Annotated in this window: 24 protein-coding genes; 17 read left to right on the top strand and 7 right to left on the bottom strand. The window is 70.0% G+C overall.

Annotated elements, in window-relative coordinates; translation table 11 throughout:
* Nucleotides 1–19: 19 nt before the first annotated feature.
* From BM109_RS06630 to BM109_RS06645, 4 genes are all read right to left on the bottom strand, one after another.
* Complete coding sequence (locus BM109_RS06630; protein ID WP_093341555.1) at nucleotides 20–1,006, bottom strand: hypothetical protein; 987 nt, start codon at nucleotides 1,004–1,006, stop codon at nucleotides 20–22.
* 22 nt (nucleotides 1,007–1,028) lie between these two features.
* A complete protein-coding gene (locus BM109_RS06635) occupies nucleotides 1,029–1,766 on the bottom strand; it encodes a hypothetical protein (protein WP_093341557.1) in 738 nt (245 codons plus the stop codon).
* Nucleotides 1,763–3,172 (bottom strand): hypothetical protein, encoded by a 1,410-nt coding sequence (locus tag BM109_RS06640; RefSeq protein ID WP_143129096.1) that lies wholly within the window; start codon nucleotides 3,170–3,172, stop codon nucleotides 1,763–1,765. Before BM109_RS06640 ends, BM109_RS06635 begins: the two co-directional genes overlap by 4 nt.
* A gap of 134 nt (nucleotides 3,173–3,306) precedes the next feature.
* Nucleotides 3,307–3,954, bottom strand: coding sequence for an FMN-dependent NADH-azoreductase (locus tag BM109_RS06645; protein ID WP_093342420.1), 648 nt, complete (start codon nucleotides 3,952–3,954; stop codon nucleotides 3,307–3,309).
* 135 nt (nucleotides 3,955–4,089) lie between these two features.
* Between BM109_RS06645 and BM109_RS06650 the strand changes: the two genes are divergently transcribed.
* The 11 genes from BM109_RS06650 (at nucleotide 4,090) to BM109_RS06700 (ending at nucleotide 15,644) form a co-directional block, all read left to right on the top strand.
* Nucleotides 4,090–5,004, top strand: a complete 915-nt coding sequence (locus BM109_RS06650) for a LysR family transcriptional regulator (RefSeq protein ID WP_093341560.1) — start codon at nucleotides 4,090–4,092, stop codon at nucleotides 5,002–5,004.
* Between the two features lie 128 nt (nucleotides 5,005–5,132).
* On the top strand, nucleotides 5,133–5,774 hold the full coding sequence (locus BM109_RS06655) for a peroxiredoxin (RefSeq protein ID WP_093341562.1): 642 nt from the start codon (nucleotides 5,133–5,135) through the stop codon (nucleotides 5,772–5,774).
* Between the two features lie 34 nt (nucleotides 5,775–5,808).
* Complete coding sequence (locus BM109_RS06660) at nucleotides 5,809–6,384, top strand: RBBP9/YdeN family alpha/beta hydrolase (RefSeq protein ID WP_093341564.1); 576 nt, start codon at nucleotides 5,809–5,811, stop codon at nucleotides 6,382–6,384.
* A complete protein-coding gene (locus BM109_RS06665; RefSeq protein WP_093341565.1) occupies nucleotides 6,381–7,397 on the top strand; it encodes a sulfate ABC transporter substrate-binding protein in 1,017 nt (338 codons plus the stop codon). Before BM109_RS06660 ends, BM109_RS06665 begins: the two co-directional genes overlap by 4 nt.
* Complete coding sequence (gene cysT / locus BM109_RS06670; protein ID WP_093341567.1) at nucleotides 7,398–8,285, top strand: sulfate ABC transporter permease subunit CysT; 888 nt, start codon at nucleotides 7,398–7,400, stop codon at nucleotides 8,283–8,285.
* Nucleotides 8,286–8,375: 90 nt separating this feature from the next.
* Nucleotides 8,376–9,269: a sulfate ABC transporter permease subunit CysW gene (cysW, locus tag BM109_RS06675; RefSeq protein ID WP_093341569.1), complete on the top strand. Its 894-nt coding sequence runs from the start codon at nucleotides 8,376–8,378 to the stop codon at nucleotides 9,267–9,269.
* Between the two features lie 14 nt (nucleotides 9,270–9,283).
* Nucleotides 9,284–10,384, top strand: a complete 1,101-nt coding sequence (locus BM109_RS06680; RefSeq protein ID WP_093341571.1) for a sulfate/molybdate ABC transporter ATP-binding protein — start codon at nucleotides 9,284–9,286, stop codon at nucleotides 10,382–10,384.
* Nucleotides 10,381–10,884, top strand: a complete 504-nt coding sequence (locus tag BM109_RS06685; protein WP_093341573.1) for a disulfide bond formation protein B — start codon at nucleotides 10,381–10,383, stop codon at nucleotides 10,882–10,884. Before BM109_RS06680 ends, BM109_RS06685 begins: the two co-directional genes overlap by 4 nt.
* A 233-nt stretch (nucleotides 10,885–11,117) precedes the next feature.
* Nucleotides 11,118–12,284 carry a macrolide transporter subunit MacA gene (gene macA, locus BM109_RS06690; protein WP_093341575.1) on the top strand — a complete coding sequence of 389 codons (1,167 nt, stop codon included), beginning with the start codon at nucleotides 11,118–11,120 and terminating at the stop codon, nucleotides 12,282–12,284.
* Entirely contained in the window at nucleotides 12,281–14,266 is a 1,986-nt protein-coding gene (macB, locus tag BM109_RS06695; RefSeq protein ID WP_093341576.1) for a macrolide ABC transporter ATP-binding protein/permease MacB, read from the top strand. Before macA ends, macB begins: the two co-directional genes overlap by 4 nt.
* Complete coding sequence (locus BM109_RS06700; RefSeq protein WP_093341578.1) at nucleotides 14,259–15,644, top strand: efflux transporter outer membrane subunit; 1,386 nt, start codon at nucleotides 14,259–14,261, stop codon at nucleotides 15,642–15,644. Before macB ends, BM109_RS06700 begins: the two co-directional genes overlap by 8 nt.
* A 13-nt stretch (nucleotides 15,645–15,657) precedes the next feature.
* On the opposite strand, the gene BM109_RS06705 is transcribed toward BM109_RS06700, so the two are convergent.
* From BM109_RS06705 to BM109_RS06715, 3 genes are read right to left on the bottom strand one after another with little or no spacing between them, the layout of a single operon-like run.
* Nucleotides 15,658–16,434, bottom strand: coding sequence for a glycosyltransferase family 2 protein (locus BM109_RS06705; protein WP_093341579.1), 777 nt, complete (start codon nucleotides 16,432–16,434; stop codon nucleotides 15,658–15,660).
* Nucleotides 16,401–17,204, bottom strand: a complete 804-nt coding sequence (locus tag BM109_RS06710) for a lysophospholipid acyltransferase family protein (RefSeq protein WP_256222400.1) — start codon at nucleotides 17,202–17,204, stop codon at nucleotides 16,401–16,403. The genes BM109_RS06705 and BM109_RS06710 overlap by 34 nt, the downstream gene beginning before the upstream one ends.
* 28 nt (nucleotides 17,205–17,232) lie before the next feature.
* Nucleotides 17,233–18,228, bottom strand: a complete 996-nt coding sequence (locus BM109_RS06715) for a chorismate transformation FkbO/Hyg5 family protein (protein WP_256222401.1) — start codon at nucleotides 18,226–18,228, stop codon at nucleotides 17,233–17,235.
* 286 nt (nucleotides 18,229–18,514) lie between these two features.
* On the opposite strand from BM109_RS06715, the gene BM109_RS06720 reads away from it, so the two are divergent.
* Genes BM109_RS06720 through rlmH form a run of 6 tightly spaced genes read left to right on the top strand, consistent with a single transcriptional unit; the run spans nucleotide 18,515 to nucleotide 23,307 of the window.
* Nucleotides 18,515–19,240, top strand: a complete 726-nt coding sequence (locus tag BM109_RS06720; RefSeq protein ID WP_093341582.1) for a YebC/PmpR family DNA-binding transcriptional regulator — start codon at nucleotides 18,515–18,517, stop codon at nucleotides 19,238–19,240.
* Between the two features lie 57 nt (nucleotides 19,241–19,297).
* Nucleotides 19,298–20,599 carry a phosphoribosylamine--glycine ligase gene (gene purD / locus BM109_RS06725; RefSeq protein ID WP_093341583.1) on the top strand — a complete coding sequence of 434 codons (1,302 nt, stop codon included), beginning with the start codon at nucleotides 19,298–19,300 and terminating at the stop codon, nucleotides 20,597–20,599.
* Nucleotides 20,599–21,525 carry an oxygen-dependent coproporphyrinogen oxidase gene (gene hemF / locus BM109_RS06730; RefSeq protein ID WP_093341584.1) on the top strand — a complete coding sequence of 309 codons (927 nt, stop codon included), beginning with the start codon at nucleotides 20,599–20,601 and terminating at the stop codon, nucleotides 21,523–21,525. Before purD ends, hemF begins: the two co-directional genes overlap by 1 nt.
* Nucleotides 21,522–22,148, top strand: coding sequence for a nicotinate (nicotinamide) nucleotide adenylyltransferase (gene nadD / locus BM109_RS06735; RefSeq protein ID WP_093341586.1), 627 nt, complete (start codon nucleotides 21,522–21,524; stop codon nucleotides 22,146–22,148). Before hemF ends, nadD begins: the two co-directional genes overlap by 4 nt.
* On the top strand, nucleotides 22,148–22,843 hold the full coding sequence (gene rsfS / locus BM109_RS06740) for a ribosome silencing factor (RefSeq protein WP_093341587.1): 696 nt from the start codon (nucleotides 22,148–22,150) through the stop codon (nucleotides 22,841–22,843). The genes nadD and rsfS overlap by 1 nt, the downstream gene beginning before the upstream one ends.
* Nucleotides 22,840–23,307 carry a 23S rRNA (pseudouridine(1915)-N(3))-methyltransferase RlmH gene (rlmH, locus tag BM109_RS06745; protein ID WP_057593347.1) on the top strand — a complete coding sequence of 156 codons (468 nt, stop codon included), beginning with the start codon at nucleotides 22,840–22,842 and terminating at the stop codon, nucleotides 23,305–23,307. Before rsfS ends, rlmH begins: the two co-directional genes overlap by 4 nt.
* Nucleotides 23,308–23,326 lie beyond the last annotated feature (19 nt).

The following is a 23,326-nucleotide window of genomic DNA, read 5'->3' on the forward strand; positions in this document are numbered from 1 at the left end:
ACGGTCCGCACGCGGGTTCTCAATAGAGGATCACCAGCACGGTCTCGCCGCCGAAGGCCTCGTCGCGGGCCACGGCGGCCGTGACCGGCCGGGTGGCGACCTTGCCCGCCTTGCCGTCCTTGTCGATCCTCGGCGGCAAGGGCGCGTTCAACTGCACGTAGCGCACCTGCGCCGGCGCGGCGGCGAACTCGGCCACCGCGCGAAGCGAGGTCGCGCCGGGTGGCGGCGCCACCGCCTGCATCTGCTGGTTCACGCGCTGCGAGAGTTCCTGCAGCGCCTTGAGGTCGCCGCGTGCCGCCGCGGCCTGCAATTCCTGCTTGATCGAATCCATCGACTTCATCGCCGCCTCCTGCTGCTTGCGGCCGGGCACCTGCGAGCCGTCGAAGGTCTTCTGGCCCTTGGCCACCAGCTGCAGCACCTGCTCGGGCGACAGTCGCGTGGTGAAGACCACGCGGCCTTCGCGCGCGTCGCTCGCGAACGGGCGCCAGCGCAGCGTGGCCGCGTCCTTCGCGCCGACGGCGCTGGCCAGGCCCAGCCGCGTGGCATCGGGCTGCTCGTCGGGCACCAGCGCGCCGAAGCCGTTGCGCTGGCCGGCGCGCATCCACGGTCCCAGGCCCTTGCGGAAGCGGTCGTCCTGCACCTCGAGCATCTGGCGCGCGATCGCGCGCACGCCGGGCGAGGTGTGGTCGAGCGCGGCCAGCACCGCCTCGCGGTCCTCGGGCGAGCCGATCTTGCCGAGCCGGCGCAGGCCCATCTCGGCCAGCATGGGGAAGCGGGCGCGCGCGGCGCTGCGCAGCACCTCGCGGTCGATCTCGCCGCGCGACTGCAGCATCTGCAGTTCGCCGTAGAGCGACAGTTCGAGTTCGGCGCGCAGGCCGGGGCAGGCGGCGTTCCAGCGGCCGTCGACGCACTGGGCCTCGAAGCGCGGCAGCACCTGCTCGGGCGGGATCTCGGTGCGCGGGCCGCCGATCAGCAGCGCGGCGCTCAGCAACAGGGCTTCGTTCATGGCGATGACTCCGGATGGGGGCTCACTGGGTGGCGCGGCGCATCGCGTTGCCCTTGGCCTTGACGTTCTTCGTCAGGGTGACGATCTCCTCGGGCGTCGGCACCACCATGCTGTTGTCGGGCTTGCGCACATTGGTCGAGCCGGCCCACTGGCATTTGCGCGCCAGCGCCGCGATGTGGTCGCGCAGCACCCGCACGCCGGCGTCGTAGGCCCTGGCGTCGCTCTGTACGAACCATTCGACCGACTCGACCGACTTGTCGCCGGCCTTGTAGGCGGCCGCGCAGGCCTTGATGTGCGTGTTCTCGTGCTCGATGGTGAATTCGGCCAGCGGCTTGCACAGCTTCTGACGGATCTGCTGCTCGGTCACCGGCCGCGTGGTCGGCGACTGGCCCGGGCGCGGAACGTACTCCACCAGCTGGCAGCTGCCGCCGCTGATCACCGTGCCGAAGGAGGGCGCCGCGGCCCCGGCCGTGCCGGCGTCGCTGGCCGGCGGCGCGAGCACGCCGTACAGGTTGCCTTGCATGGCCGCGGTGAGCGCGCTGGTGGCCTGTGTCTGCATCGCATCGATGCTCAGGGGGTAGTAGGCCTGGGAGATCCAGGTCTGGAACTTGGCGCGCAGGAATTCCTGCTCGAGCATTTCGCGGTACAGCCGCGGCAGGTCCTGGCAGCGGTCGCAGTCGGGCGCGGCCTGGGCGGCGGCGCAGCCGAGCGCGAGCGCCAGCGCGGCCAGCGCGCGCGAGGGGCGTGGAAGCAGCTTCACGGTGAGGGGCTCCTGGAGGGAAGGGAGGGGGCCGGTGCTTCGTCGTCGGCCGCCAGCGAGATCGCAAGCGCCAGTGCCTGGGTGCGCGGCGCGTCGGCGTCGAGCGCAAGGGCCATGTCGATGCTTCGACGCGCATCGGCATCGCGGCCCGCGGCGGATTCGGCCAGCGCGCGGTTGTGCCAGGCGCGGGCTGATAGCGGCGCGCGTTCAGTGGCTTCGCGCCAGAGCACGGCCGGGTCGGCCCAGGTGGCGGCGCGCCAGGCGCAGGTGGCCGTGAGTGCCGCCAGCAGGACGAGTCCCGGAACTGCGCGGCCGGGCCGGCGCAGCCAGGTCGCGAGCAGGGCGCCCAGTGCCAGTGCGGGGCCGATCCACGCGGGGTACAGCGGCTTTTCCACGACCCAGTCGAGCCGCGCGATCAGCGTGTGGGTCGGCGCGAGCATGGCCAGCGGCCACAGCAGTCCGAGCGTCGCCAGCGGCCAGCGCCGGCGCAGAGCGAGCGCGGCGAGCAGCAGGCCCACGAGCGCGAGCGCGCCCGGCAGCACCGCGTTCGCACCGGGCGCCGGATGCTCGACCGACAGCGCCCAGGGCCGCAACCACAGCGCGAGCGACAGCGGCAGCGCGGCGGCATGCCGGGCCAGTGCCTCGAGCGGGTCGGCCAGCGCGAGCGAATAACCGGCCAGTTCGCGCAGCCGGGAGCCGAAGGCCCAGAGCAGCGCGGCACCGGCGAGCGCGGCGAACGCGGGCCAGGCCACGCGCCGCGCGATGCGACCAGCCGTGGAGCGGGGTCGGGTCGCTTCCCAGAGCGTCAGCAGCAGCGGGTAGACCAGCGCCACTTCCTTGGCCGACACCGCGAGCGCGAAGGCGACGAGCGACAGCGCTTCGAAGACGGCGCGGCGCACGCGGACCAGGCCCTCGCGCCACGCATGTTCATGGGCCAGCAGCGCCAGAACCAGCCCCAGCGACATCAGTCCGGTCGAGCGCCCGCTCACGAAGCTCACCACCGCCGCGTGCGCGGGCTGCAACGCGAACAGCGCGGCGGCCAGGAAGGCGGCCAGCGGATCGGCCAGCCGGCCGAGAGCGAGCCGCCACACGGCAAGAACAGTGGCCGCGTGCAGCGCGAGGTTGGTGGCCAGGAAGCCGGTGCCGTCGAAGCCCCACAGCGCATAGTCGGCGACGTAGCTCAGCCGCAGCAGCGACCGGAAGCCGTTGGTCAGCCGCTCGCGCAGGGCCTCGCCGCCGGCCGTGGCCGGGTCGAGCACGATGTTGGGCAGGTCGTCGTACTGGAAGCCGCCGGCCAGCCCGGCGGCCCAGGCGGCGAGGCACAGCGCCAGCAGCGCGACCGCCGCCATGGGTTCGGTCGCGGGAAGAAGAGGGATGCGGGAAGCCGGAAGGCGGGCTGCGGGCATGCGGCGATTCTGTCGAGCGCGCCGCGCGCCAGCCATTGGCCGAAGCGCCTATGTCAGCCGTGATGTTGCCCATGAAAAAAGCCGGCGCTTCGGCCGGCTTGTCGTCGGGGTGCGCCGCGAACGGCGCGCCGCCATCAGGCCGCGAGGGCCGCGACGCTCTGGTTCGCGGCTTCGGCGGTCGCCGTGCCGATGTCGCTGCGGGCCGAAGCCAGTGCGGCGTTCTTGACCGCGTCGCCCATGCCGAGGCCTTCGGCGCGCACGAAGCGCACGTCGGTGATGCCGAAGAAGCCGAAGATCACCTTCAGGTAGCTCTCCTGGTGCTCGGTGGCCTGGCCGCCTTCGGTGGTCGAGTAGATGCCGCCGCGGCTCGATGCCACGATCACGGTCTTGCCGCCGGCGAGGCCGACCGGGCCCTTGTCGGTGTACTTGAAGGTGCGGCCGGCCTGCGCGAGGCGGTCGATCCAGGCCTTGAGCTGGCTCGGGATGGTGAAGTTGTACAGCGGGGCGCCCACGACCACCACGTCGGCGGCGAGGAACTGGCTCACCAGCTTCTCGGACAGCGCGTTCTCGCGCTGCTGGGCTTCGGTCGGCTGGGCCTGCACGCCGGTCTTGATGCCGAGCGCGTCGGCGCTGAAGTGGGAGGGGGTGTCGACCGCGAGGTCGAGGTACTCGACCGTGGTGTCGGGATGGGCGGCGCGCCAGGCGGCCACGGTTTCGGCGGTGAGCAGGCGCGAGGCCGAGTTGCCGCTGAGGATGCTGGAGTCGACGTGAAGCAGCTTCATGATGTTGATCGCTTTCTTTCTTTCGATGTCGGCGCTCAAAGGTGGCCGGCGTGGTCAGAATTCTATTTTTGGTGCGAGTGAGTGATAAGTAGGTAAAAATAAGCCACATCGTTTCAAAAACAGGACAGTAGAGTCATGCAGGACCTCAACGACATGGTGTTCTTCGCCGAAGTGGCCGAGCGCGGCGGCTTCGCGGCCGCGAGCCGGGCGCTGGGCATTCCGAAGTCGCGGCTGTCGCGGCGCGTGGCCGAGCTCGAGGAGCAACTCGGCGTGCAGCTGATGCAGCGCAGCACGCGGCGGCTGTCGCTCACGCCGGCCGGCGAGATCTACCTGCGTCACGCGGCCTCGGTGCGCGACGCGGCGCGCGCCGCCTCCGAGGCCGTGGCGCAGGTGCAGACCGAGCCCAGCGGGCTGGTGCGGCTCAGCTGCCCGGTCACGATCTCGCACAGCGGGCTGGCGCAGGTGCTGCCGAGCTTCCTCGAGCGCTATCCGGCGGTGCGCATCGACATGCGGGTGATCAACCGGCCGGTCGACCTGATCGAGGAGGGCATCGACATCGCGCTGCGCGTGCGGCCGCAGATCGAGGACAGCGCGACCCTGGTGGCGCGCACCTTCGGCACCAGCCGCGGCGTGCTGGTGGCCACGCCCGAACTGGTGCGGCGGCTGGGGCCGATCGAGGGGCCGGACGACCTCGCGAAGCTGCCGACCGCGGCGATGTCGGTCAACGGGGAGGGGCGCAGCGAATGGCGGCTCGAGGGGCCCAAGGGCCGGATCCACGTGCATGCCCACACGCCGCGCTACGTGGCCGACGACCTCGCCACCCTGCAGTACGCGGTGCTCGGCGGCGTGGGCGCGACCCTGCTGCCCGACTACATGTGCCGCGCCGACCTCAACGAAGGGCGGCTGACCCGGGTGCTGTGCGACTGGGGGCCGGCGCCGGTGGTCGCGCACATGGTGTTTCCGGCGCGGCGCGCGCTGGTGCCGGCGGTGCGGCGGTTGATCGATTTCCTGGTCGAGCACCTGGAACACGGGGCGCACCGCATGTTCTGACGACGATTTCGGGGCGCTGGATCGCCTCGTTATGCAAAAAACGTCATAACCAAACAATCAGATATTCGTTTGGCATCCTTGGCGGGGTTCGGACAATCCAGGTCTTCCATTCCATCCAAGGAACGACCATGGCAACCCTCCGTCTCGGCGACAGCGCCCCCGATTTCACCCAGGATTCCAGCGAAGGCCCGATCAAATTCCATGAATGGGCCGGCGATTCGTGGGTCGTGTTCTTCTCGCACCCGGCCGACTTCACGCCCGTGTGCACCACCGAACTCGGCAAGACGGCGGCCCTGTCGGGCGAGTTCCAGAAGCGCGGCGTGAAGCCGATCGCGCTGAGCGTGGACCCGGCCGACAAGCACAAGGAATGGATCGGCGACATCAACGACACGCAGAACACCACGGTCAACTTCCCGATCGTGGCCGACGCCGACCGCAAGGTGTCGGACCTCTACGACCTGATCCACCCGAACGCCTCGGCCACGGCCACGGTGCGCAGCGTGTTCATCATCGATCCGAAGAAGACGATCCGCACCATCATCACCTACCCGGCCTCGACCGGCCGCAACTTCGACGAGATCCTGCGCGTGATCGACTCGCTGCAGCTCACCGACAGCCACAAGGTGGCGACGCCCGTGAACTGGAAGGACGGCGACGACGTGGTCATCATCCCGAGCCTGCAGGACCCGGCCGAGATCGCCCAGCGCTTCCCCAAGGGCTACAAGGCGGTGCGTCCCTACCTGCGCCTGACGCCGCAGCCGAACAAGTAAGCCGGCGGCATCGGCCCAGGCCCACCACCTTCGCATGCAGACCCGCATCGTCATCGTTCCCGGCTGGCGCGACTCCGGCCCCGGCCACTGGCAGAGCCTGTGGCAGGAGCGCATTCCGGGCGCCGCGCGCGTGCAGCAGGACGACTGGGCCTCGCCGCGGCGCGAGGCCTGGGTGTCGACGCTGGCGCGGCTGGTGCTCGAATCGCCGCAGCCGGTGGTGATCGCGGCGCACAGCCTGGGCTGCATCGCCACGGCGCACCTGCCGGCGGAGGCCGCGGCCCGGATCCAGGGCGCGCTGCTGGTGGCGCCGGCCGATCCGGAGCGCCGCGCCGTGCTGTCGGACTTCGCGCCCGTGCCCTACGCGGCGCTGCCGTACCGCAGCATCGTGGTGGCCAGCAGCAACGACCCGTACTGCCCGATCCGCCTGGCCGGCGCATACTCGCGCGCCTGGGGCAGCGAGTTCGTTCGCATGCAGAATGCGGGCCACATCAACGTCGACTCGGGACACGGGGAATGGCCGCTCGGCCTGGCCCTGCTCCAGTCGCTGACCGACGAGCCCGCCCCCTGGGCGGCGGGCCGTGATTTTTCAGAAACCTTGGCAACCACATGACTTCCAGAATCAAGACCTTCGCCGCCGTGCTCGCGCTGGCGTCCTCCGCACTCGTCGGCAGCAGCGCCCTGGCCCAGGGCACCGGCCTGCTGAACGCCTCGTACGACGTGGCGCGCGAGTTCTACAAGGACTACAACGCGGCCTTCACGGCGCACTACAAGAAGGCCACCGGCAAGGACGTCAAGATCGACCAGTCGCACGGCGGCTCCAGCGCCCAGGCGCGCGCGGTGGCCGACGGCCTCGATGCCGACGTGGTGACCATGAACACCTCGACCGACATCGACTTCCTGGCCAACGCCGGCGTGGTCGCCAAGGACTGGACCAAGAAATTCCCCGAGAACGCATCGCCGACCACCTCGACCATGCTGTTCCTGGTGCGCAACGGCAATCCCAAGGGCATCAAGGACTGGGACGACCTGGTCAAGCCCGGCGTGCAGGTCGTGATCGTCAACCCCAAGACCGGCGGCAACGGCCGCTACGCCTACCTGGCGGCCTGGGGCTACGTCAAGAAGAAGGGCGGCACCGACGCCCAGGCGGCCGAGTTCGTCGGCAAGCTGTTCAAGAACACGCCGGTGCTGGCGCGCGGCGGCCGCGATGCCACCACCGCCTTCCTGCAACGCAACATCGGCGACGCGCTGATCACCTTCGAATCCGAAGTGGTCTCGATCGACCGCGAATTCGGCACCGGCAAGGTCGACTCGGTCTACCCGTCGATCAGCATCGTGGCCGAGAACCCGGTGGCCGTGGTCGAGCGCACCGTCGCCAAGAAGGGCACCGGCGAACTCGCCAAGGCCTACCTTGACTGGCTCTATTCCGAAGAAGCGCAGGAAATCGCCGCCAAGCACGCACTGCGCCCGCGTTCGCAGACCGTGCTCAAGAAGTACGCCGCGACCTTCAAGCCGCTGCAGCTGTTCACGGTGCAGGAACTGTTCGGCAGCCTCGGCGAAGCGCAGAAGGTGCACTTCAACGACGGCGGCCAGTTCGACAAGCTCTACACGCCCGGCGCCCGGTAAATGAGCGGGGCAACCTCCTCGGCGCTGTCCTCACCGGCAGCGCCGTTTTCGCGTGCGGTCGGCGGCGGTGGCGCCAAGCGCGTGCTGCCCGGCTTCTCGATGACGCTGGGCTTCGCGGTCTTCTACCTCTGCCTGATCGTGCTGATCCCGCTGTCGGCGCTGGTCTTCAAGACCTTCACGCTGAACTGGGACCAGTTCTGGGTCGCCGTGACCGCGCCGCGCGTGCTGGCCTCGTACCGGCTGACCTTCGGCGCCTCGCTGCTCGCGGCGCTGGTGAACCTGGTGTTCGGGCTGCTCGTGGCCTGGGTGCTGGTGCGCTACAAGTTCCCGGGCAAGCGCATCGTCGATGCGCTGGTCGACCTGCCGTTCGCGCTGCCCACGGCCGTGGCCGGCATCTCGCTGACCGCGCTGCTGGCCGGCAACGGCTGGGTCGGGCAGTACCTCGAGCCGCACGGCATCAAGCTCGCGTTCACGCCCGCGGGCGTGGTGATCGCGCTGATCTTCATCGGGCTGCCCTTCGTGGTGCGCACGGTGCAGCCGGTGCTCGAAGACGCCGAGAAGGAACTCGAGGAGGCCGCCACCTCGCTGGGCGCGACGCGGCTGCAGACCTTCACCAAGGTGATCTTCCCCTCGATCGCGCCGGCGCTGCTCACGGGCTTCGCCATGGCCTTCGCGCGCGCGATCGGCGAGTACGGCTCGGTGATCTTCATCGCCGGCAACATGCCGATGATCTCGGAGATCACGCCGCTGATCATCATCGGCAAGCTCGAGCAGTACGACTACGCGGGCGCCACGGCGGTCGCGCTGGTGATGCTGGTGATCTCGTTCCTGCTGCTCTTGGTCATCAACGGCCTGCAGGCATGGCAGCGTCGCCGGGCAGGAGGTTGAAATGAAGCCCCCACGCTTATCACTTCGTGTATTCGCTGCCCCCCGAGGGGGCGCGGGCCTCCCTTGGGGCGGCCCGGCGGGAGGCCCGATATGAGCGCACCGTCCAAAGTCATCCGCCGCACCCAGGCCGGCACCACCGAGGCCGCCTGGGTCCGCTGGCTGCTGATCGGCCTCGCGCTGGTCTTCATGTTCCTGTTCCTCGTGCTGCCGCTGGCGGCCGTGGCCACCGAGGCGCTGCGCAAGGGCCTCAACGCCTACCTCGAGGCGCTCAAGGAACCCGATGCCTGGAGCGCGATCCGCCTGACGCTGATCACGGCCGCCATCGCGGTGCCGCTGAACCTGGTGTTCGGCGTGGCCGCGGCCTGGGCCATCGCCAAGTTCGAGTTCCGCGGCAAGGCCTTCCTCACCACGCTGATCGACCTGCCGTTCGCGGTGTCGCCGGTGGTGGCGGGCCTGATCTACGTGCTGGTGTTCGGCGCCCAGGGCTGGTTCGGCCCGTGGCTGGCCGCGCACGACATCAAGATCATCTTCGCCGTGCCCGGCATCGTGCTGGCCACCGTGTTCGTGACCTTCCCGTTCATCGCGCGCGAGCTGATCCCGCTGATGCAGGCGCAGGGCACCGACGAGGAACAGGCCGCGATCGTGCTCGGCGCGAACGGCTGGCAGACCTTCTGGCGCGTGACCCTGCCCAACATCAAGTGGGGCCTGCTGTACGGGGTGATCCTGTGCAATGCGCGCGCCATGGGCGAGTTCGGTGCGGTGTCGGTGGTCTCGGGCCACATCCGCGGCCAGACCAACACCATGCCGCTGCACGTGGAAGTGCTCTACAACGAATACCAGTCGGTGGCCGCCTTCGCGGTGGCCTCGCTGCTGGCGATCCTGGCGCTGGTGACGCTGGTGATCAAGTCGGTGATCGAATGGCGCCACGAGCGCGAGATGAAGGCGATCGCCGAGCTGCCGCCGGAGCGGCCGACGGCGGCCTAGGAAGAAAGAATTTCATGAGCATCGAAATCCGCAACATCAGCAAGCAGTTCGGCACCTTCCGGGCCTTGAACGACGTCAACCTGAACGTCGAATCGGGCGAGCTGGTCGCGCTGCTCGGCCCCTCGGGCTGCGGCAAGACCACGCTGCTGCGCATCATCGCCGGGCTGGAAACGGCCGACGCCGGCAGCATCCTGTTCTCGGGCGAGGACACCACCGACGTGCACGTGCGCGAGCGCCAGGTCGGCTTCGTGTTCCAGCACTACGCGCTGTTCCGCCACATGACCGTGTTCGAGAACGTGGCCTTCGGCCTGCGCGTGAAGCCGCGCAAGGAGCGCCCGAGCGAGGCCCAGATCAAGGCCAAGGTGACCGAGCTGCTCAAGCTCGTGCAGCTCGACTGGCTGGCCGACCGCTATCCGCCGCAGCTCTCGGGCGGCCAGCGCCAGCGCATCGCGCTGGCCCGCGCGCTCGCGGTCGAGCCCAAGGTGCTGCTGCTCGACGAGCCCTTCGGCGCGCTCGACGCCAAGGTGCGCAAGGAACTGCGCCGCTGGCTGCGCCGGCTGCACGACGAGCTGCACGTCACCTCGATCTTCGTCACCCACGACCAGGAAGAGGCGCTGGAAGTGGCCGACCGCGTGGTGGTCATCAACAAGGGCCACATCGAGCAGGTCGGATCGCCGCAGGAGGTCTGGGACCAGCCCGCGAGCCCCTTCGTCTACGGCTTCCTCGGCGACGTGAACCTGTTCCACGGCCGCGCCGACAACGGCTCGGTGCAGCTGGGCGACGTGCGCCTCGATTCGCCCGAGCACAGCGGCGCGCGCGACGCCAAGGCGCTGGCCTACGTCCGTCCGCATGACCTGGAGGTGACAGCCCACGTGCCGGGCGCGACGAGCGGCATCGTCGCCACGCTGGCGCGCGCGATCGTCGTCGGTCCGATCGCGCGGCTGGAACTTGAACCCGTCGACACGAATCCAGACAATCCGGGCTCCGGAACCATCATCGAGGCGCAACTCCCTGCGCAACAGTTCCGTGACCTGGGCTTGAAGGAGGGCGACACCGTCGTCGCCACGCCACGCAAGGCCAGGGTGTTCGTAGAAGAGGATTGGGTGTCTCCTTGATCGATTGGTACTTCGGCGCGCCGCGCCGCGCTTACGGCCTGATCTGCCTGGCCTGTGTGCTCATGCTGGCCTTCGGGCTCTACCTGCAGCACGTGGTGGGGCTCGAGCCCTGTCCGATGTGCATCGTCCAGCGCTATGCGCTGGTGCTGGTGGCGGTGTTCACGGGGCTGGCCGGGGCTTTCCGCGGCCGCGCGCTGCAGGTCGGCGGCGGCCTGCTGGCCCTGCTGTCGGCCCTCGGCGGCGCCTACACGGCGGCCTCGCAGAGCTGGCTGCAGTGGTATCCGCCCGAGGTGGTGTCGTGCGGCCGCGACCTCTACGGGATGATCGAGACCTTCCCGCTCAAGCGGGCGCTGCCGATGATCTTCCGCGGCGGCGGCGACTGCTCCAAGATCGACTGGACGCTGTTCGGCCTGACGCTGGCGAACTGGTCCTTCATCGCCTTCGCGGTGCTGACGGTCCTGCTGCTGGTGCTGCTGTTCCGCCGGCGTCCGGCGCGCTGAGCGCGGCGTTCGCCGCATCGGCCTTCCAAGGCGGACCGCGGGTCCGCCTTTCGTCTTTGTGGCGCCCGTCACGCTAAGGTGGGCGGCGAGGGCGGAGTAACCCCGCCGCGGAACTCCGTCTTTAGGAACGCTTCAGACAGCGGGACTAGGATGCCCCCATCCCCCTTGCATGGCGACCCGGCCGCAGAGCCCGGCGAATGCATCCCCCGCCCGTTCCACTTCCTTCCCGCTGCATGCCCCAGACTCCCCCCCGGCGTTCGCGCAAGCTCCTCTACGGCATCCTGGCCCTCGTCGTGCTCGGCATCGCGGCCGCGATCGTGCTCACGCCGGCCAAGAAACCCGAGTACCTGACGGCGACGGTGCAGCGCGCCGACCTCGAGAACGCGGTGCTGGCCACCGGCGTGCTGCAGGCGCTGCGGCAGGTGGAGGTGGGCGCGCAGGTGACGGGCCAGCTCAAGTCGCTCAAGGTGTCGCTGGGCCAGACCGTGAAGAAGGGCGACTGGCTGGCCGAGATCGATCCCGCGATCTCGCAGAACACGCTGGCGCAAGAACAGGCCCGGCTCGACAACCTGCAGGCCCAGAAGGTGGCGAAGGAAGTGCGCGTCAAGCAGGCCGAGCTGGCCTGGGCGCGCCAGCGCGAGATGCTGGCGCAGGACGCCTCGGCGCGGCAGGACATGGAGAGCGCCGACGCCGAGCTGCGCGCGCTGCGCGCCGACGCGGTGTCGCTCGACGCGCAGATCCGCCAGCAGCGCCTGGCCGTGTCCTCGGCCCAGACCAACCTCTCGTACACCCGGATCATCGCGCCCATCGACGGCGACGTGATCTCGATCAAGACGCTCGAGGGCCAGACCGTGGTCGCGTCGTTCCAGGTGCCCACGCTGATGACCCTGGCCGACCTGTCGACGATGACGATCAAGGCCCAGGTGTCCGAAGCCGACGTGGTGCGCGTGCGCGCCGGGCTGCCGGTCTACTTCACCATCCTCGGCGACCCCGACAAGCGCTACCACGGCACCCTGCGCGCGGTGCAGCCCTCGCCCGAGAAGATCAACAACGCGGTGTTCTTCAACGCGCTGTTCGACGTGCCGAACCCCGACCGCACCTTGCGCGTGGACATGACGGCCCAGGTCGCGATCATGCTCGGCGAGGCCAAGCAGGCGCTGACCGTGCCGCTGACCGCGCTCGGCAACCGCGACAAGGAAGGCCGCTACGAGGTGCGCGTGCTCAAGGCCGACCACACGCCCGAGACGCGCAAGGTGCGCACCGGCATCACCAACAACTTCCAGGCCCAGGTGCTCGAGGGGCTGAAGGAAGGCGACCAGGTCATCACCGGCGACGCTTCGGCCGTGGAGCCGCGCGATGGCGAGGCCAACGGCGGCGAGCGCCGCGGCAAGGGCCCATGACGCAGCCGCCACGGCAGGCCCTGCTGTCGCTGCGCGGCATCGGGCGCAGCTTCCCTTCGGGCGAGACGCGGGTGCAGGTGCTCGAGGACGTGAACCTCGACATCGGCCACGGCGAGATGCTCGCGATCGTCGGCGCCTCGGGCTCGGGCAAGTCGACGCTGATGAACATCCTGGGCTGCCTCGACCGGCCCAGCAGCGGCAGCTACACGGTCTCGGGCCACGACGTGGGCACGCTCGACAGCGACGCGCTGGCCGAGCTGCGGCGCGAGCACTTCGGCTTCATCTTCCAGCGCTACCACCTGATGCAGCACCTGACGGCCACCGGCAACGTCGAGGTGCCGGCGGTGTACGCGGGCACCGATGGCGCGGCGCGCGAGGCGCGCGCGCGGCAGCTGCTCGCGCGCCTGGGCCTGGACGACCGCGGCGACCACCGGCCGAGCCAGCTCTCGGGCGGCCAGCAGCAGCGCGTGAGCATCGCGCGCGCGCTGATGAACGGCGGCCAGGTGATCCTGGCCGACGAGCCCACGGGCGCGCTCGACAGCCGCAGCGGGCAGGAGGTGATCGCGATCCTGCGCGAGCTGCATGCGCAGGGCCACACCATCATCATCGTGACCCACGACATGCAGGTGGCGAGCTGCACCGAGCGCATCATCGAGATCGCCGACGGCCGCATCGTGGGCGACCGGCCCAACGTGCCGACCGTGCCCGCGCCCGAAGCCACCGGTGCCGGCGAGGCACCGCAGCCCGTGACCCGGCCCGCCACGGGCGGCCGGCTGAGCACCGGCTGGTCGCGCTTCGCCGAGGCCTTCCGCATGGCCTGGCGCTCGATGATGTCGCACCGCATGCGCACCGCGCTCACCATGCTCGGCATCGTGATCGGCATCACCTCGGTGGTCTCGATCGTGGCGATCGGGGAGGGCGCCAAGCGCTTCGTGCTGTCCGACATCCGCGCCATCGGCACCAACACGCTCGACATCTACCCGGGCCGCGACTTCGGCGACGACAAGGCACAGAGCATCCGCACGCTGGTGCCGGCCGACCTGCAGGCGATCGCGGCGCAGCCCTTCGTGCACAGCGTGACGCCGGCCACCATGCGCAGCCTGCGGCTGCGCTACCGCAGCATCGACATCAACGGCAACGTCAACGGCGTCAGCGACAACTACTTCGCGGTGCGCGACGTGCAGATGGCCAGCGGCATCGCCTTCAACGCCAACGACGTGCGGCACCAGTCGCAGGTGGTGGTGATCGACCAGAACACGCGCCGCAAGCTGTTCCCCGAGGGCGTGGATCCGCTCGGCAAGATCATCCTGGTCGGCAGCCTGCCGTGCACCGTGATCGGCGTGGCGCAGGAGAAGAAGAGCATGTTCGGCGAGAACAAGCAGCTCAACATCTGGCTGCCCTACAGCACGGCGGCGAGCCGGCTGTTCGGCCAGCAGCACTTCGACGGCATCACGGTGCGCATCCGCGACGAGCAGCCGACCAAGGCGGCCGAGGACGGCATCGTGAAGCTGCTGACCCTGCGCCACGGCGGCAAGGACTTCTTCACCTTCAACATGGACAGCATCGTGAAGACGGCCGAGCGCACCAGCCAGTCGCTGACCCTGCTGCTGTCGCTGATCGCGGTGATCTCGCTGGTGGTGGGCGGCATCGGCGTGATGAACATCATGCTGGTGTCGGTGACCGAGCGCACGCGCGAGATCGGCATCCGCATGGCGGTGGGCGCGCGCCAGAGCGACGTGCTGCAGCAGTTCCTGACCGAGGCCGTGCTGGTGTGCCTGGTCGGCGGGCTGATCGGCGTGCTGCTGTCCTATGGCATCAGCTTCCTGTTCTCCCTGTTCGTGAAGCAATGGCAGATGATCTTCTCGCTCGGTGCCGTGCTGTCGGCCTTCTTCTGCGCCTCGCTGATCGGCGTGCTGTTCGGCTACCTGCCGGCACGCAACGCGGCGCGGCTCGACCCCATCGAGGCACTGGCCCGTGAGTAAGGCGCGCCTGCTCCCCCTGGCCCTGGCGGCCGCGCTGCTCGCGGCCGGCTGCACCGCGTTCCAGCCCGAGCGCCGGCCCGAGAAACCGCTCGAGCTGCCCTCGGCCTGGCAGCAGCCGCAGCCGGGCACGGCCAGCGCGGCCTCGGTGTTCCCGGCGAAGTGGTGGTCGGCCTTCGGCGATCCGCGGCTCGATGCGCTGGTCGACCAGGCGCTGCAGGTCAACAACGACCTCGCGGCCGCCGGCATCCGGGTGCAGCGCGCGCAGCTGCAGGCCGGCCTGGCCGACACCAACCTCACGCCCGGCGTGGTCGGCCAGGCCGCCACCAGCCGCGGCTACGACCTCAAGCGCGGCGGTGTCGCGGGCTCGAGTTCGAGTTCGCTCGTGACGCTGAGCTACGAGCTCGACCTCTGGGGCCGTCTCGCGGCGGCGCGCAGCGCGGCCGACTGGGAACTGAAGGCGACCCAGTCCGACCGGCAGGCCGCGGCGCTGGCGCTGGTCGCCACCACCGCCAATCTCTACTGGCAGACCGGCTACCTGAACCAGCGCATCGCGCTGAGCGAGGCCGGCATGGAGGACGCGCGGCGCATCGTGGCGCTGGTGCGCGCGCGCTACGAGGCCGGCGCGGTCTCGGGCCTCGACGTGGCGCAGGCCGGCCAGAACCTCGCGAGCCAGGAGGCGGCGCACACGCAGCTGCTGCAGCAGCGCGTGGAAACGCGCAATGCGCTCGCGATCCTGTTCGACCGACCGCCCGAGGTGGCGGCCGAGGAACCCGCGAGCCTGCCCGATGCGGCACTGCCCGCCATCGACGCGGGCCTGCCGGCCAGCCTGCTGGGCCGGCGTCCCGATCTGCGCGCGGCCGAGCAGCGGCTGCGCGGCGCGCTCGCCAATGTCGACGCGACGCGCACCGGCTTCTATCCGGCGCTGAGCCTCACGGGCTCGCTCGGCACCTCGAGCACGGCGCTGGGTCAACTGCTGCGCAACCCGGTCGCGACGCTGGGTGCGGGGCTGGCGCTGCCCTTCCTGCAATGGAACACGGCGCGCCTGACGGTGGCGGTGTCGCAGAGCCAGTACGAGGAAGCGGTGGTGGGCTTCCGGCAAGCGCTGTACACGGCGCTGTCGGAAGTGGAGAACGCGCTCTCGTCGCGCACCCAGTTGCGCGACGAGAGCGCGAAGCTGGTGGTGGCGCTGGAGCTGGCGCAGCGCGCCGAGCGGCTGTCGGAGGTGCGCTACCGCGCGGGGGCGACCGCGCTGCAGCCGGTGCTCGACGCGAAGGACCGGCGGCGCGCGGCCGAGGTGTCGCTGGCGCAGAACCGGGTCAACCAGCTCAATGCGACGATGACGCTCTACAAGGCACTCGGCGGCGGAGCCGTCGAATAGCGGGCGCGGTGGATCAGGCCTGGAACGGCGGCGCGCCGCGCAGCTTGCGCCAGAGCAGGCCCGGCAGCCGCAGCACGAACTCCACCATCAGCCGCGTGTGCATCCAGGTCAGCAGCACGTTGTCGCGCCCGTAGCGGAAGTGCGAGACCCCGCCTTCCTCGGCCGTCAGGTACTTGACCGGCGCGTCGATGTTGACCGGCTTCACGCCGCGCCAGGCCAGCCGCACCACGGCCTCGGTGTCGAAGTCGAAGCGGCGCATCCAGGGCTGGCGCTGCATCACCGCGATCAGGTCCTGCACCGGGTAGACGCGAAAGCCGTAGAGCGAATCGCCGACGCCGGCGAACAGCGTCTCGAGCTGGGTCCAGCCGTTGGAGACGCGGCGCCCGCGCACGCGCAGCAGCGGCGCGCTGGCGTCGAACACCGGGCGGCCCAGCACCATGGTCTCGGGCCGTGCCAGCGAGGCCTGCATGAAGGCCGGGATCAGCGGGGCCGGATGCTGGCCGTCGGAATCCATGGTGAGTGCATGCGTGAAACCGGCGTCGCGCGCCGCGCGCAGCCCGTGCAGCACCGCCGCGCCCTTGCCCTGGTTCTCGGGCAGCAGCCACACGCGCAGGCCGGGGCGATCGGCGGCCATCTGCTGCAGCCGCTCGCCGGTGCCGTCGTCGCTGCCGTCGACCACCACCCACACCGGGCTCCATTGCGCGAGCGCCGCCTCGACGGTGGAGAACAGGCGCTCGCCCGTGTTGTAGCTCGGGATCAGGACAAGGTGGGTGCGCGAGGCGTCTGGCATTCGGGAGAGTCGGCGTCGGCGGCGCGCCGTTCCAGGTGGTGGCGGAAATATTGTTCGAGTTCGGATTGCAGCACGTCGCTGTCCTGCGTCGGCGCGAAGCGCTGGCCCAGGCGCAGCTTGAAGACGATCGGCAGCGGTGGCACGCGCCAGATCGGCCAGCCCTTGCCGAGGTAGGGCGAGTCGGTGTCGATGAACACGGTCTGGATCGGCGCCTGCGCGAGCTTGGCGATCAGCGTGACGCCGGGACGGAACGGATTGAGCGGCGGCGTGACGGTGCGCGTGCCCTCGGGAAAGATCACCAGCTGGCCGCCTTCGCGCAGGTCGGCCACCGCCAGCCGCACCATGGTGCGCGCCGACTCGTTGCTGATGTAGCGCGCCAGCCGCGCGCCCGCGCCCAGGAAGATGTTGTGCAGCAGCTCGGCCTTCATGATGCAGGCGCTGCGCGGCAGCCGCGCCACCAGCAGCAGCGCGTCGAGCATGGTCGGGTGGTTGGCCACGAAGATCACGCCGGGCTCGTCGCGCAGCGCGTCGAGGCAGCTCGCGTCGATGCGCATCATGCCGGTGATGGAGGCCAGGCCCCAGAAGGTGCGGTAAGCGAAGGCGATGGTGGCGCGGCCCAGCGCGCGCGCCGGCTTCACTGGCATCACCGGATGGATCAGCATCGCGAAGGCGTTCCAGACCAGCGAGATCACGCCGAGGAACAGCAGCAGCGCATAGAGCATCAGCGCCAGGGGAACGGCCGTGAGAATGCGCAGCACGCGGAGGATCATCGGAAAAGGTAGGGCTGCCGTTCGAGCGTCAGTCCCGCCGCCGCCCGGGGGCGGTGGCATGGGCTTCGATCTCGACCAGCAGGTCGCCGCGGCAGATGTCGGCCTCGAGATATACCGCGCCGCGCACCATCGGCGCGTCGGACCCGAGCGCGTCTTCGAGCACGCCGCGCACGGCTTCGAGATCGCCCGGGTGGCGCACGTAGACCACGCCGTCGAGCGCCGCGACCGAGAAGCGCGCCGATCCCTGCGCATTGGCGGCATGCACCACGGCCTCGAGGTTGCGCAACGTCTCGCGGGTCTGCTCGCGCACGTCGCCGCGGTGCACGGTCTCGTGGCCGACGATGCTCGCGGTGCCCGAGATGAACAGCGCGCAGCGTTCGTCGCCGATGTCGGCCAGCGCCGCGCGCGAGAAGGTCGGGGCGCGCGGCCCGTAGGTCGAGGGATAGCGGTAGGCCGAGACCTGGCGCGGGTTCTCGATCGGCAGCGGGGCGCGGCGCCCGGCCAGGAAGCGGACCGACAGTGCGCCGCGGTGGATGCCCAGCGCGCAGGCGGCCGGCGCGCCTTCGAAGGCGGCGCGGCCGGCTTCGAGGAAGGCGTCCTGGCGGCCCAGGTTGAACTGGCGGTAGCGCTCGAGCCCGCCGCCGTCGCCGTTGATCTGCGGCAGGTAGTTCCAGATCCGCAGCGGATGGGCGATGCCGCTCTGGTCGAGCGTGGCGAACAGGTCGCGGTAGGCGCGGTGCGCCAGCTCGGCCAGGCCCTGCTTCTCGACGCTTTCGTCGAGGTCGATCGCGCCGAGCAGCCAGTGGTCGTCGGCGCGCCAGCGCACGAGGCCGGTGCGGCCGGTCTGGACCGCCGGGCCGGCGGCATGCCAGACGTCGGCCACCGCGCCGCGCTCCGACAGCACGCTGGCGTCGACCGGCGGCATCCAGTCGAGCTGCTCGGGCGTGCCGTAGCCGATGGCGGCGAAGGGCGCCGGTCCGTCGGCGGCCAGCGCCAGGCTGTCCGCGAGGGAAAGGCGCTCCACACGCAACGAGGAAGAGGAGGGTGTTTCGCCCTGGAAGCGCACGATCAGGAAGCCTTTGCGAGGGGATCGGGGCCTGCCTGCGGGGTGTCCGCCCGGCTCGCACGGCGTGCGTGGCGGGTGGGCGGCAGCGTCGGATGTCCCGACCCGGCGAAAGGCAATGGCGTCATCGAGGGATTATCACCAAAAGGTTTGACCGGCCCGCCCGCCCGCGGCGCCGGTCCGTTGTGCGCGCCGGACAGTAAACTCGCAGCCTGCTTCGAAAACACAGGACAGCGAGAGAAAAGCCATGGCCGGACACAGCAAATGGGCAAATATTCAGCACCGGAAGGGCCGGCAGGACGAAAAACGAGGAAAGCTCTGGACCCGCGCCATCCGTGAAATCATGGTGGCGGCCCGGGCCGGCGGCGGCGACCTGAGCGCCAACCCCCGCCTGCGGCTGGCGGTCGAAAAGGCCAAGGCGGTCAATCTGCCGGCCGACACCGTCAAGCGCAACATCGACAAGGCCACGGGCAACCTCGAAGGCGTCAATTACGAAGAAATTCGTTACGAAGGGTACGGCATCGGCGGCGCGGCGATCATCGTCGACACCATGACCGACAACCGCGTGCGCACCGTGGCCGAAGTGCGCCACGCCTTCGCCAAGCACGGCGGCAACATGGGCACCGAAGGCTCGGTGGCCTTCCAGTTCAAGCATTGCGGACAGTTCGTCTTCGCCCCGGGCACGGATGAAGACAAGGTGATGGAAGTGGCGCTCGAGGCCGGCGCGGAAGACGTCGTGACCGACGACGACGGCGCCATCGAGGTGATCACCGCGCCCGGCGATTTCGAGGCGGTGAAGAACGCGCTCGAGGCGGCGGGCCTGAAGCCCGAGGTGGCCGAGGTCACGATGCGGGCCGAGAACACCATCGACGTCGTCGGCGAGGACGCCGCGAAGATGCAGCGGCTGCTCGACGTGCTCGAGGACCTGGACGACGTGCAGGAGGTCTATCACAACGCCTCGCTGTCCGAATGAGGGCCGGCACCCGGCAGCAGCAATGATGGAAAGAACACAGCGTATGAAGGCCCGAGAATGAAGGTACTGGTGATTGGGGGAGGGGGCCGCGAACATGCCCTGGCATGGCGGCTGGCGCAGGCCACCCGGGTCAGCCGCATCTATGTGGCGCCCGGCAACGGCGGAACGGTCACCGACCCGCGCTACGACAGCATCGACATCACCGAGCCCGCCGCGCTGCGCGAGTGGGCGCTCAAGGAAAAGATCGCGCTGACGGTGGTCGGCCCCGAGGCCCCGCTGGCCGCGGGCGTGGTCGACGAATTCCGCGCGCACGGCCTGCGCATCTTCGGCCCGACCAAGGCCGCCGCCCAGCTCGAGAGCTCGAAGGCCTTCTCCAAGGCCTTCATGAAGCGCCACAAGATCCCGACGGCCGAGTACGAGGCCTTCACCGACGCCGCCGCCGCCCACGCCTACATCGACGCCAAGGGCGCGCCGATCGTGGTCAAGGCCGACGGCCTGGCCGCCGGCAAGGGCGTGGTGGTGGCCATGACCGCGCAGGAAGCGCACGATGCGGTCGACTTCATGCTGGTCGACAACAAGTTCGGCGTGTCGCACAACGAAGGCGGCGCGCGCGTCGTGATCGAGGAGTTCCTGCAGGGCGAGGAAGCCAGCTTCATCGTGCTGTGCGACGGCAAGAACGTGACCGCGCTGGCCACCAGCCAGGATCACAAGCGCCTGCTCGACAACGACGAAGGCCCCAACACCGGCGGCATGGGCGCCTACTCGCCCGCGCCCGTGGTCACGGCCGAGGTGCATGCGCGCGCCATGCGCGAGATCATCCTGCCGACCATCCGCGGCATGGAGAAGGACGGCATCCCCTACACCGGCTTCCTCTACGCCGGCCTGATGATCGACGCGCAGGGCCATCCCAAGACGCTCGAGTTCAACTGCCGCATGGGCGACCCCGAGACCCAGCCGATCATGATGCGGCTGAAGTCCGACCTGTTCGAGGTCTTCTGGCACGCCACCGACGGCACGCTCGACCAGGTCGAGCTGCAGTGGGACCGCCGCGTCGCGCTCGGCGTGGTGATGGCCGCGCACGGCTACCCGCTCTCGCCGCGCAAGGGCGACCGCATCGACGGCATTCCCGCCGAGGCGCCCGATGCCGTGGTGTTCCACGCCGGCACCACCGTCAAGGACGGCGAACTCCAGACCAGCGGTGGCCGCGTGCTCTGCGTGACCGTGCTGGCCGACAGCGTGAAGCTCGCGCAGCAGCGCGCCTACGAGGTGGCGGCGCGGGTGCGCTTCGACGGCGCCCAGTACCGCCGCGACATCGGCTTCCGTGCCGTGCAGGCGCGCAGCCACGGCACCAACGGTTGATGCAGCGGCAACCCTCCGATCCCCAGGCGGTCGGCGACTATCTGCGCGGGCTGCAGCAGTCCATCGTCGCCGCGATCGAGGCGGCCGATGGCGGCACCGCGGTGCGCGATGCCTGGCACAAGGCGCCCGACGAGCCGCTGCAGGGCAGCGGCCTCACCTGCATCCTCGAAGGCGGCGAGCTGTTCGAGCGCGCGGGCTGCGGCTTCTCGCAGGTGCGCGGCCCGAAGCTGCCGCCCTCGGCCACGCAGAACCGGCCCGAACTGGCCGGCGCGCCCTTCGAGGCCATGGGCGTGTCGCTGGTGTTCCATCCGCGCAACCCCTACGTGCCGATCGTCCACATGAACGTGCGCATGCTGGCCGCGCTGCCGGCCGGCGGCGAGCCGGTCTGCTGGTTCGGCGGCGGCATGGACCTCACGCCCTGCTACGGCTTCGAAGACGACGCGGTGCATTTCCACACCGTCTGCCGCGATGCGCTCGCGCCCTTCGGCGAGGACAAGTACCAGCGCTTCAAGACCTGGTGCGACGAGTATTTCTTCCTCAAGCACCGCAACGAGCAGCGCGGCATCGGCGGCATCTTCTTCGACGACTTCGCCGAGGGTGGCATCGACAACGGCTTCGCGCTGATCCGCTCGGTGGGCGATGCCTTCCTGCCGGCCTACCTGCCGCTGGTGGAACGCCGCCGCGGCATGGCCTGGGGCGAGCGCGAGCGCGCGTTCCAGCTCTACCGGCGCGGCCGCTACGTCGAGTTCAACCTCGTGTGGGACCGCGGCACGCACTTCGGGCTGCAGTCGGGCGGACGCACCGAATCGATCCTGCTGTCGATGCCGCCGCAGGCGAGCTGGGCCTACCGCCGCGAGCCCGAGCCGGGGTCGCCCGAGGCGGCGCTCTACAGCGACTTCATCGTGCGCCGCGCGTGGCTGCCGTGAACGCTTCGAAGAACGCGCCGCGCATCGGCGTGTTCGGCGGCGCCTTCGATCCGCCGCACCACGCCCACGTGGCGCTGGCGCGGGCCGCGCTCGAGCAGCTGGGCCTCACGGCGCTCTATGTCTTTCCGACCGGGCATGCCTGGCACAAGGTGCGCGAACTCACGCCCGCGAAAGACCGCCTCGCGATGGCGCAGCTGGCGTTCGGCGACATTCAGGGCGTGGTGGTCGATTCGCGCGAGATGCTGCGCGACGGCCCGACCTACACCATCGACACCCTGCACGAACTGCAGCAGGCGCAGCCCGACGCCGAGCTCGTGCTGGTCATGGGCGCCGACCAGGCGCGGGCCCTGCCGAGCTGGCACGGCTGGCAGGATATACTCGCGGTCGCTACTATTTCTGTAGCGTATCGCGCACTATCGACGGCCGACACTGCCCGTTTTGATCCGAATACGCTGCCCGGCCTCCCGGCCGGCGCGCGTTTCGAGGCGCTCGAACTGCCTGCCATGGACATCAGCGCCACCGACATCCGGCGGCGTGCGTCGCTGGGCGAGGAGATTTCCTCACTGGTTCCGTCCACGGTTGCACGCTATATTGACCAACACTTCCTCTATCGCTCTGCCTGATGACCACTGAAGCCGCCGCCAAGAAAGACACCCAGAAACTCCAGCGAGCCATCATCGATGGGCTCGAAGACGTCAAGGCGCAGGACATCCAGGTATTCGACACCGAGCATCTCTCGCCGCTGTTCGAGCGCGTGATCGTGGCTTCGGGCACCTCGAACCGCCAGACCAAGGCGCTGGCCGCGAGCGTGCGCGACGCGGTGCGCGATGCCGGCTTCGGCAAGCCGCGCGTGGAGGGCGAGGAAAACGGCGAGTGGATCATCGTGGACTGCGGACAGGCCGTCGCGCACATCATGCAGCCGGCGATCCGCCAGTACTACCACCTCGAGGAAATCTGGGGCGACAAGCCCGTGCGCCTGAAGCTCGGCGCGAGCAAGCCGGCGCGTGCCTCCGAGGACAAGGAAGCCAAGCCCGCTGCCGCCAAGGCGCCGACCTCGCTGCGTCGCGCGAGCGCCGCCAAGACCGCGATCCGTGCCGCCGAGCGCGAGGCCAAGGAAGCCAAGGCCGCGCCGAAGAAGGCGGCGGGCAAGACCGGCGCCAAGACCGCCGCGAAGAAGGCACCTGCCAAGAAGGCCCCGGTGGTGGTGGTCGGCAAGCCGGTGGCCAAGAAGGCCGCCGCCAAGACGGGCGCGAAGCCGGCGACCAAGCCCGCGGCGAAGAAGGCACCCGCGCGCAAGACCGCTTCGCGCAGCGCATGAAGCTGCTGGTGGTCGCAGTCGGGCAGCGCATGCCCGACTGGGCACAGACTGCCTGGGACGACTACGCCAAGCGCTTTCCGCCCGAACTCAAGCTCGAACTGCGCGCGGTCAAGACCGAGCCGCGCGGTTCCAAGTCGCTCGAGACCCTCTACGCCGCCGAGCGCGAACGCATCGAGGCCGCCATCGCGCGCGGCATGCGCATCGTGGTGCTCGACGAGCGCGGCACCGCGCTGACCACCAAGGCGCTGGCCGCGCGGCTGCAGAGCTGGCAGGGCGAGGGCGACGATGTCGCGCTGGTGATCGGCGGCCCCGACGGGCTCGACCCGGCCTTCAAGGCCGCGGCCCACGAGCGCATCCGCCTGTCCGACCTGACCCTTCCGCATGCGATGGCGCGCGTGCTGCTGGTGGAACAGCTCTACCGCGCATGGTCGGTCAACGCGGGCCATCCCTACCACCGCGAATGAGCGGCCCGTCGAGCCGCCG

Source organism: Variovorax sp. PDC80 (assembly GCF_900115375.1).
GTDB lineage: Bacteria > Pseudomonadota > Gammaproteobacteria > Burkholderiales > Burkholderiaceae_C > Variovorax.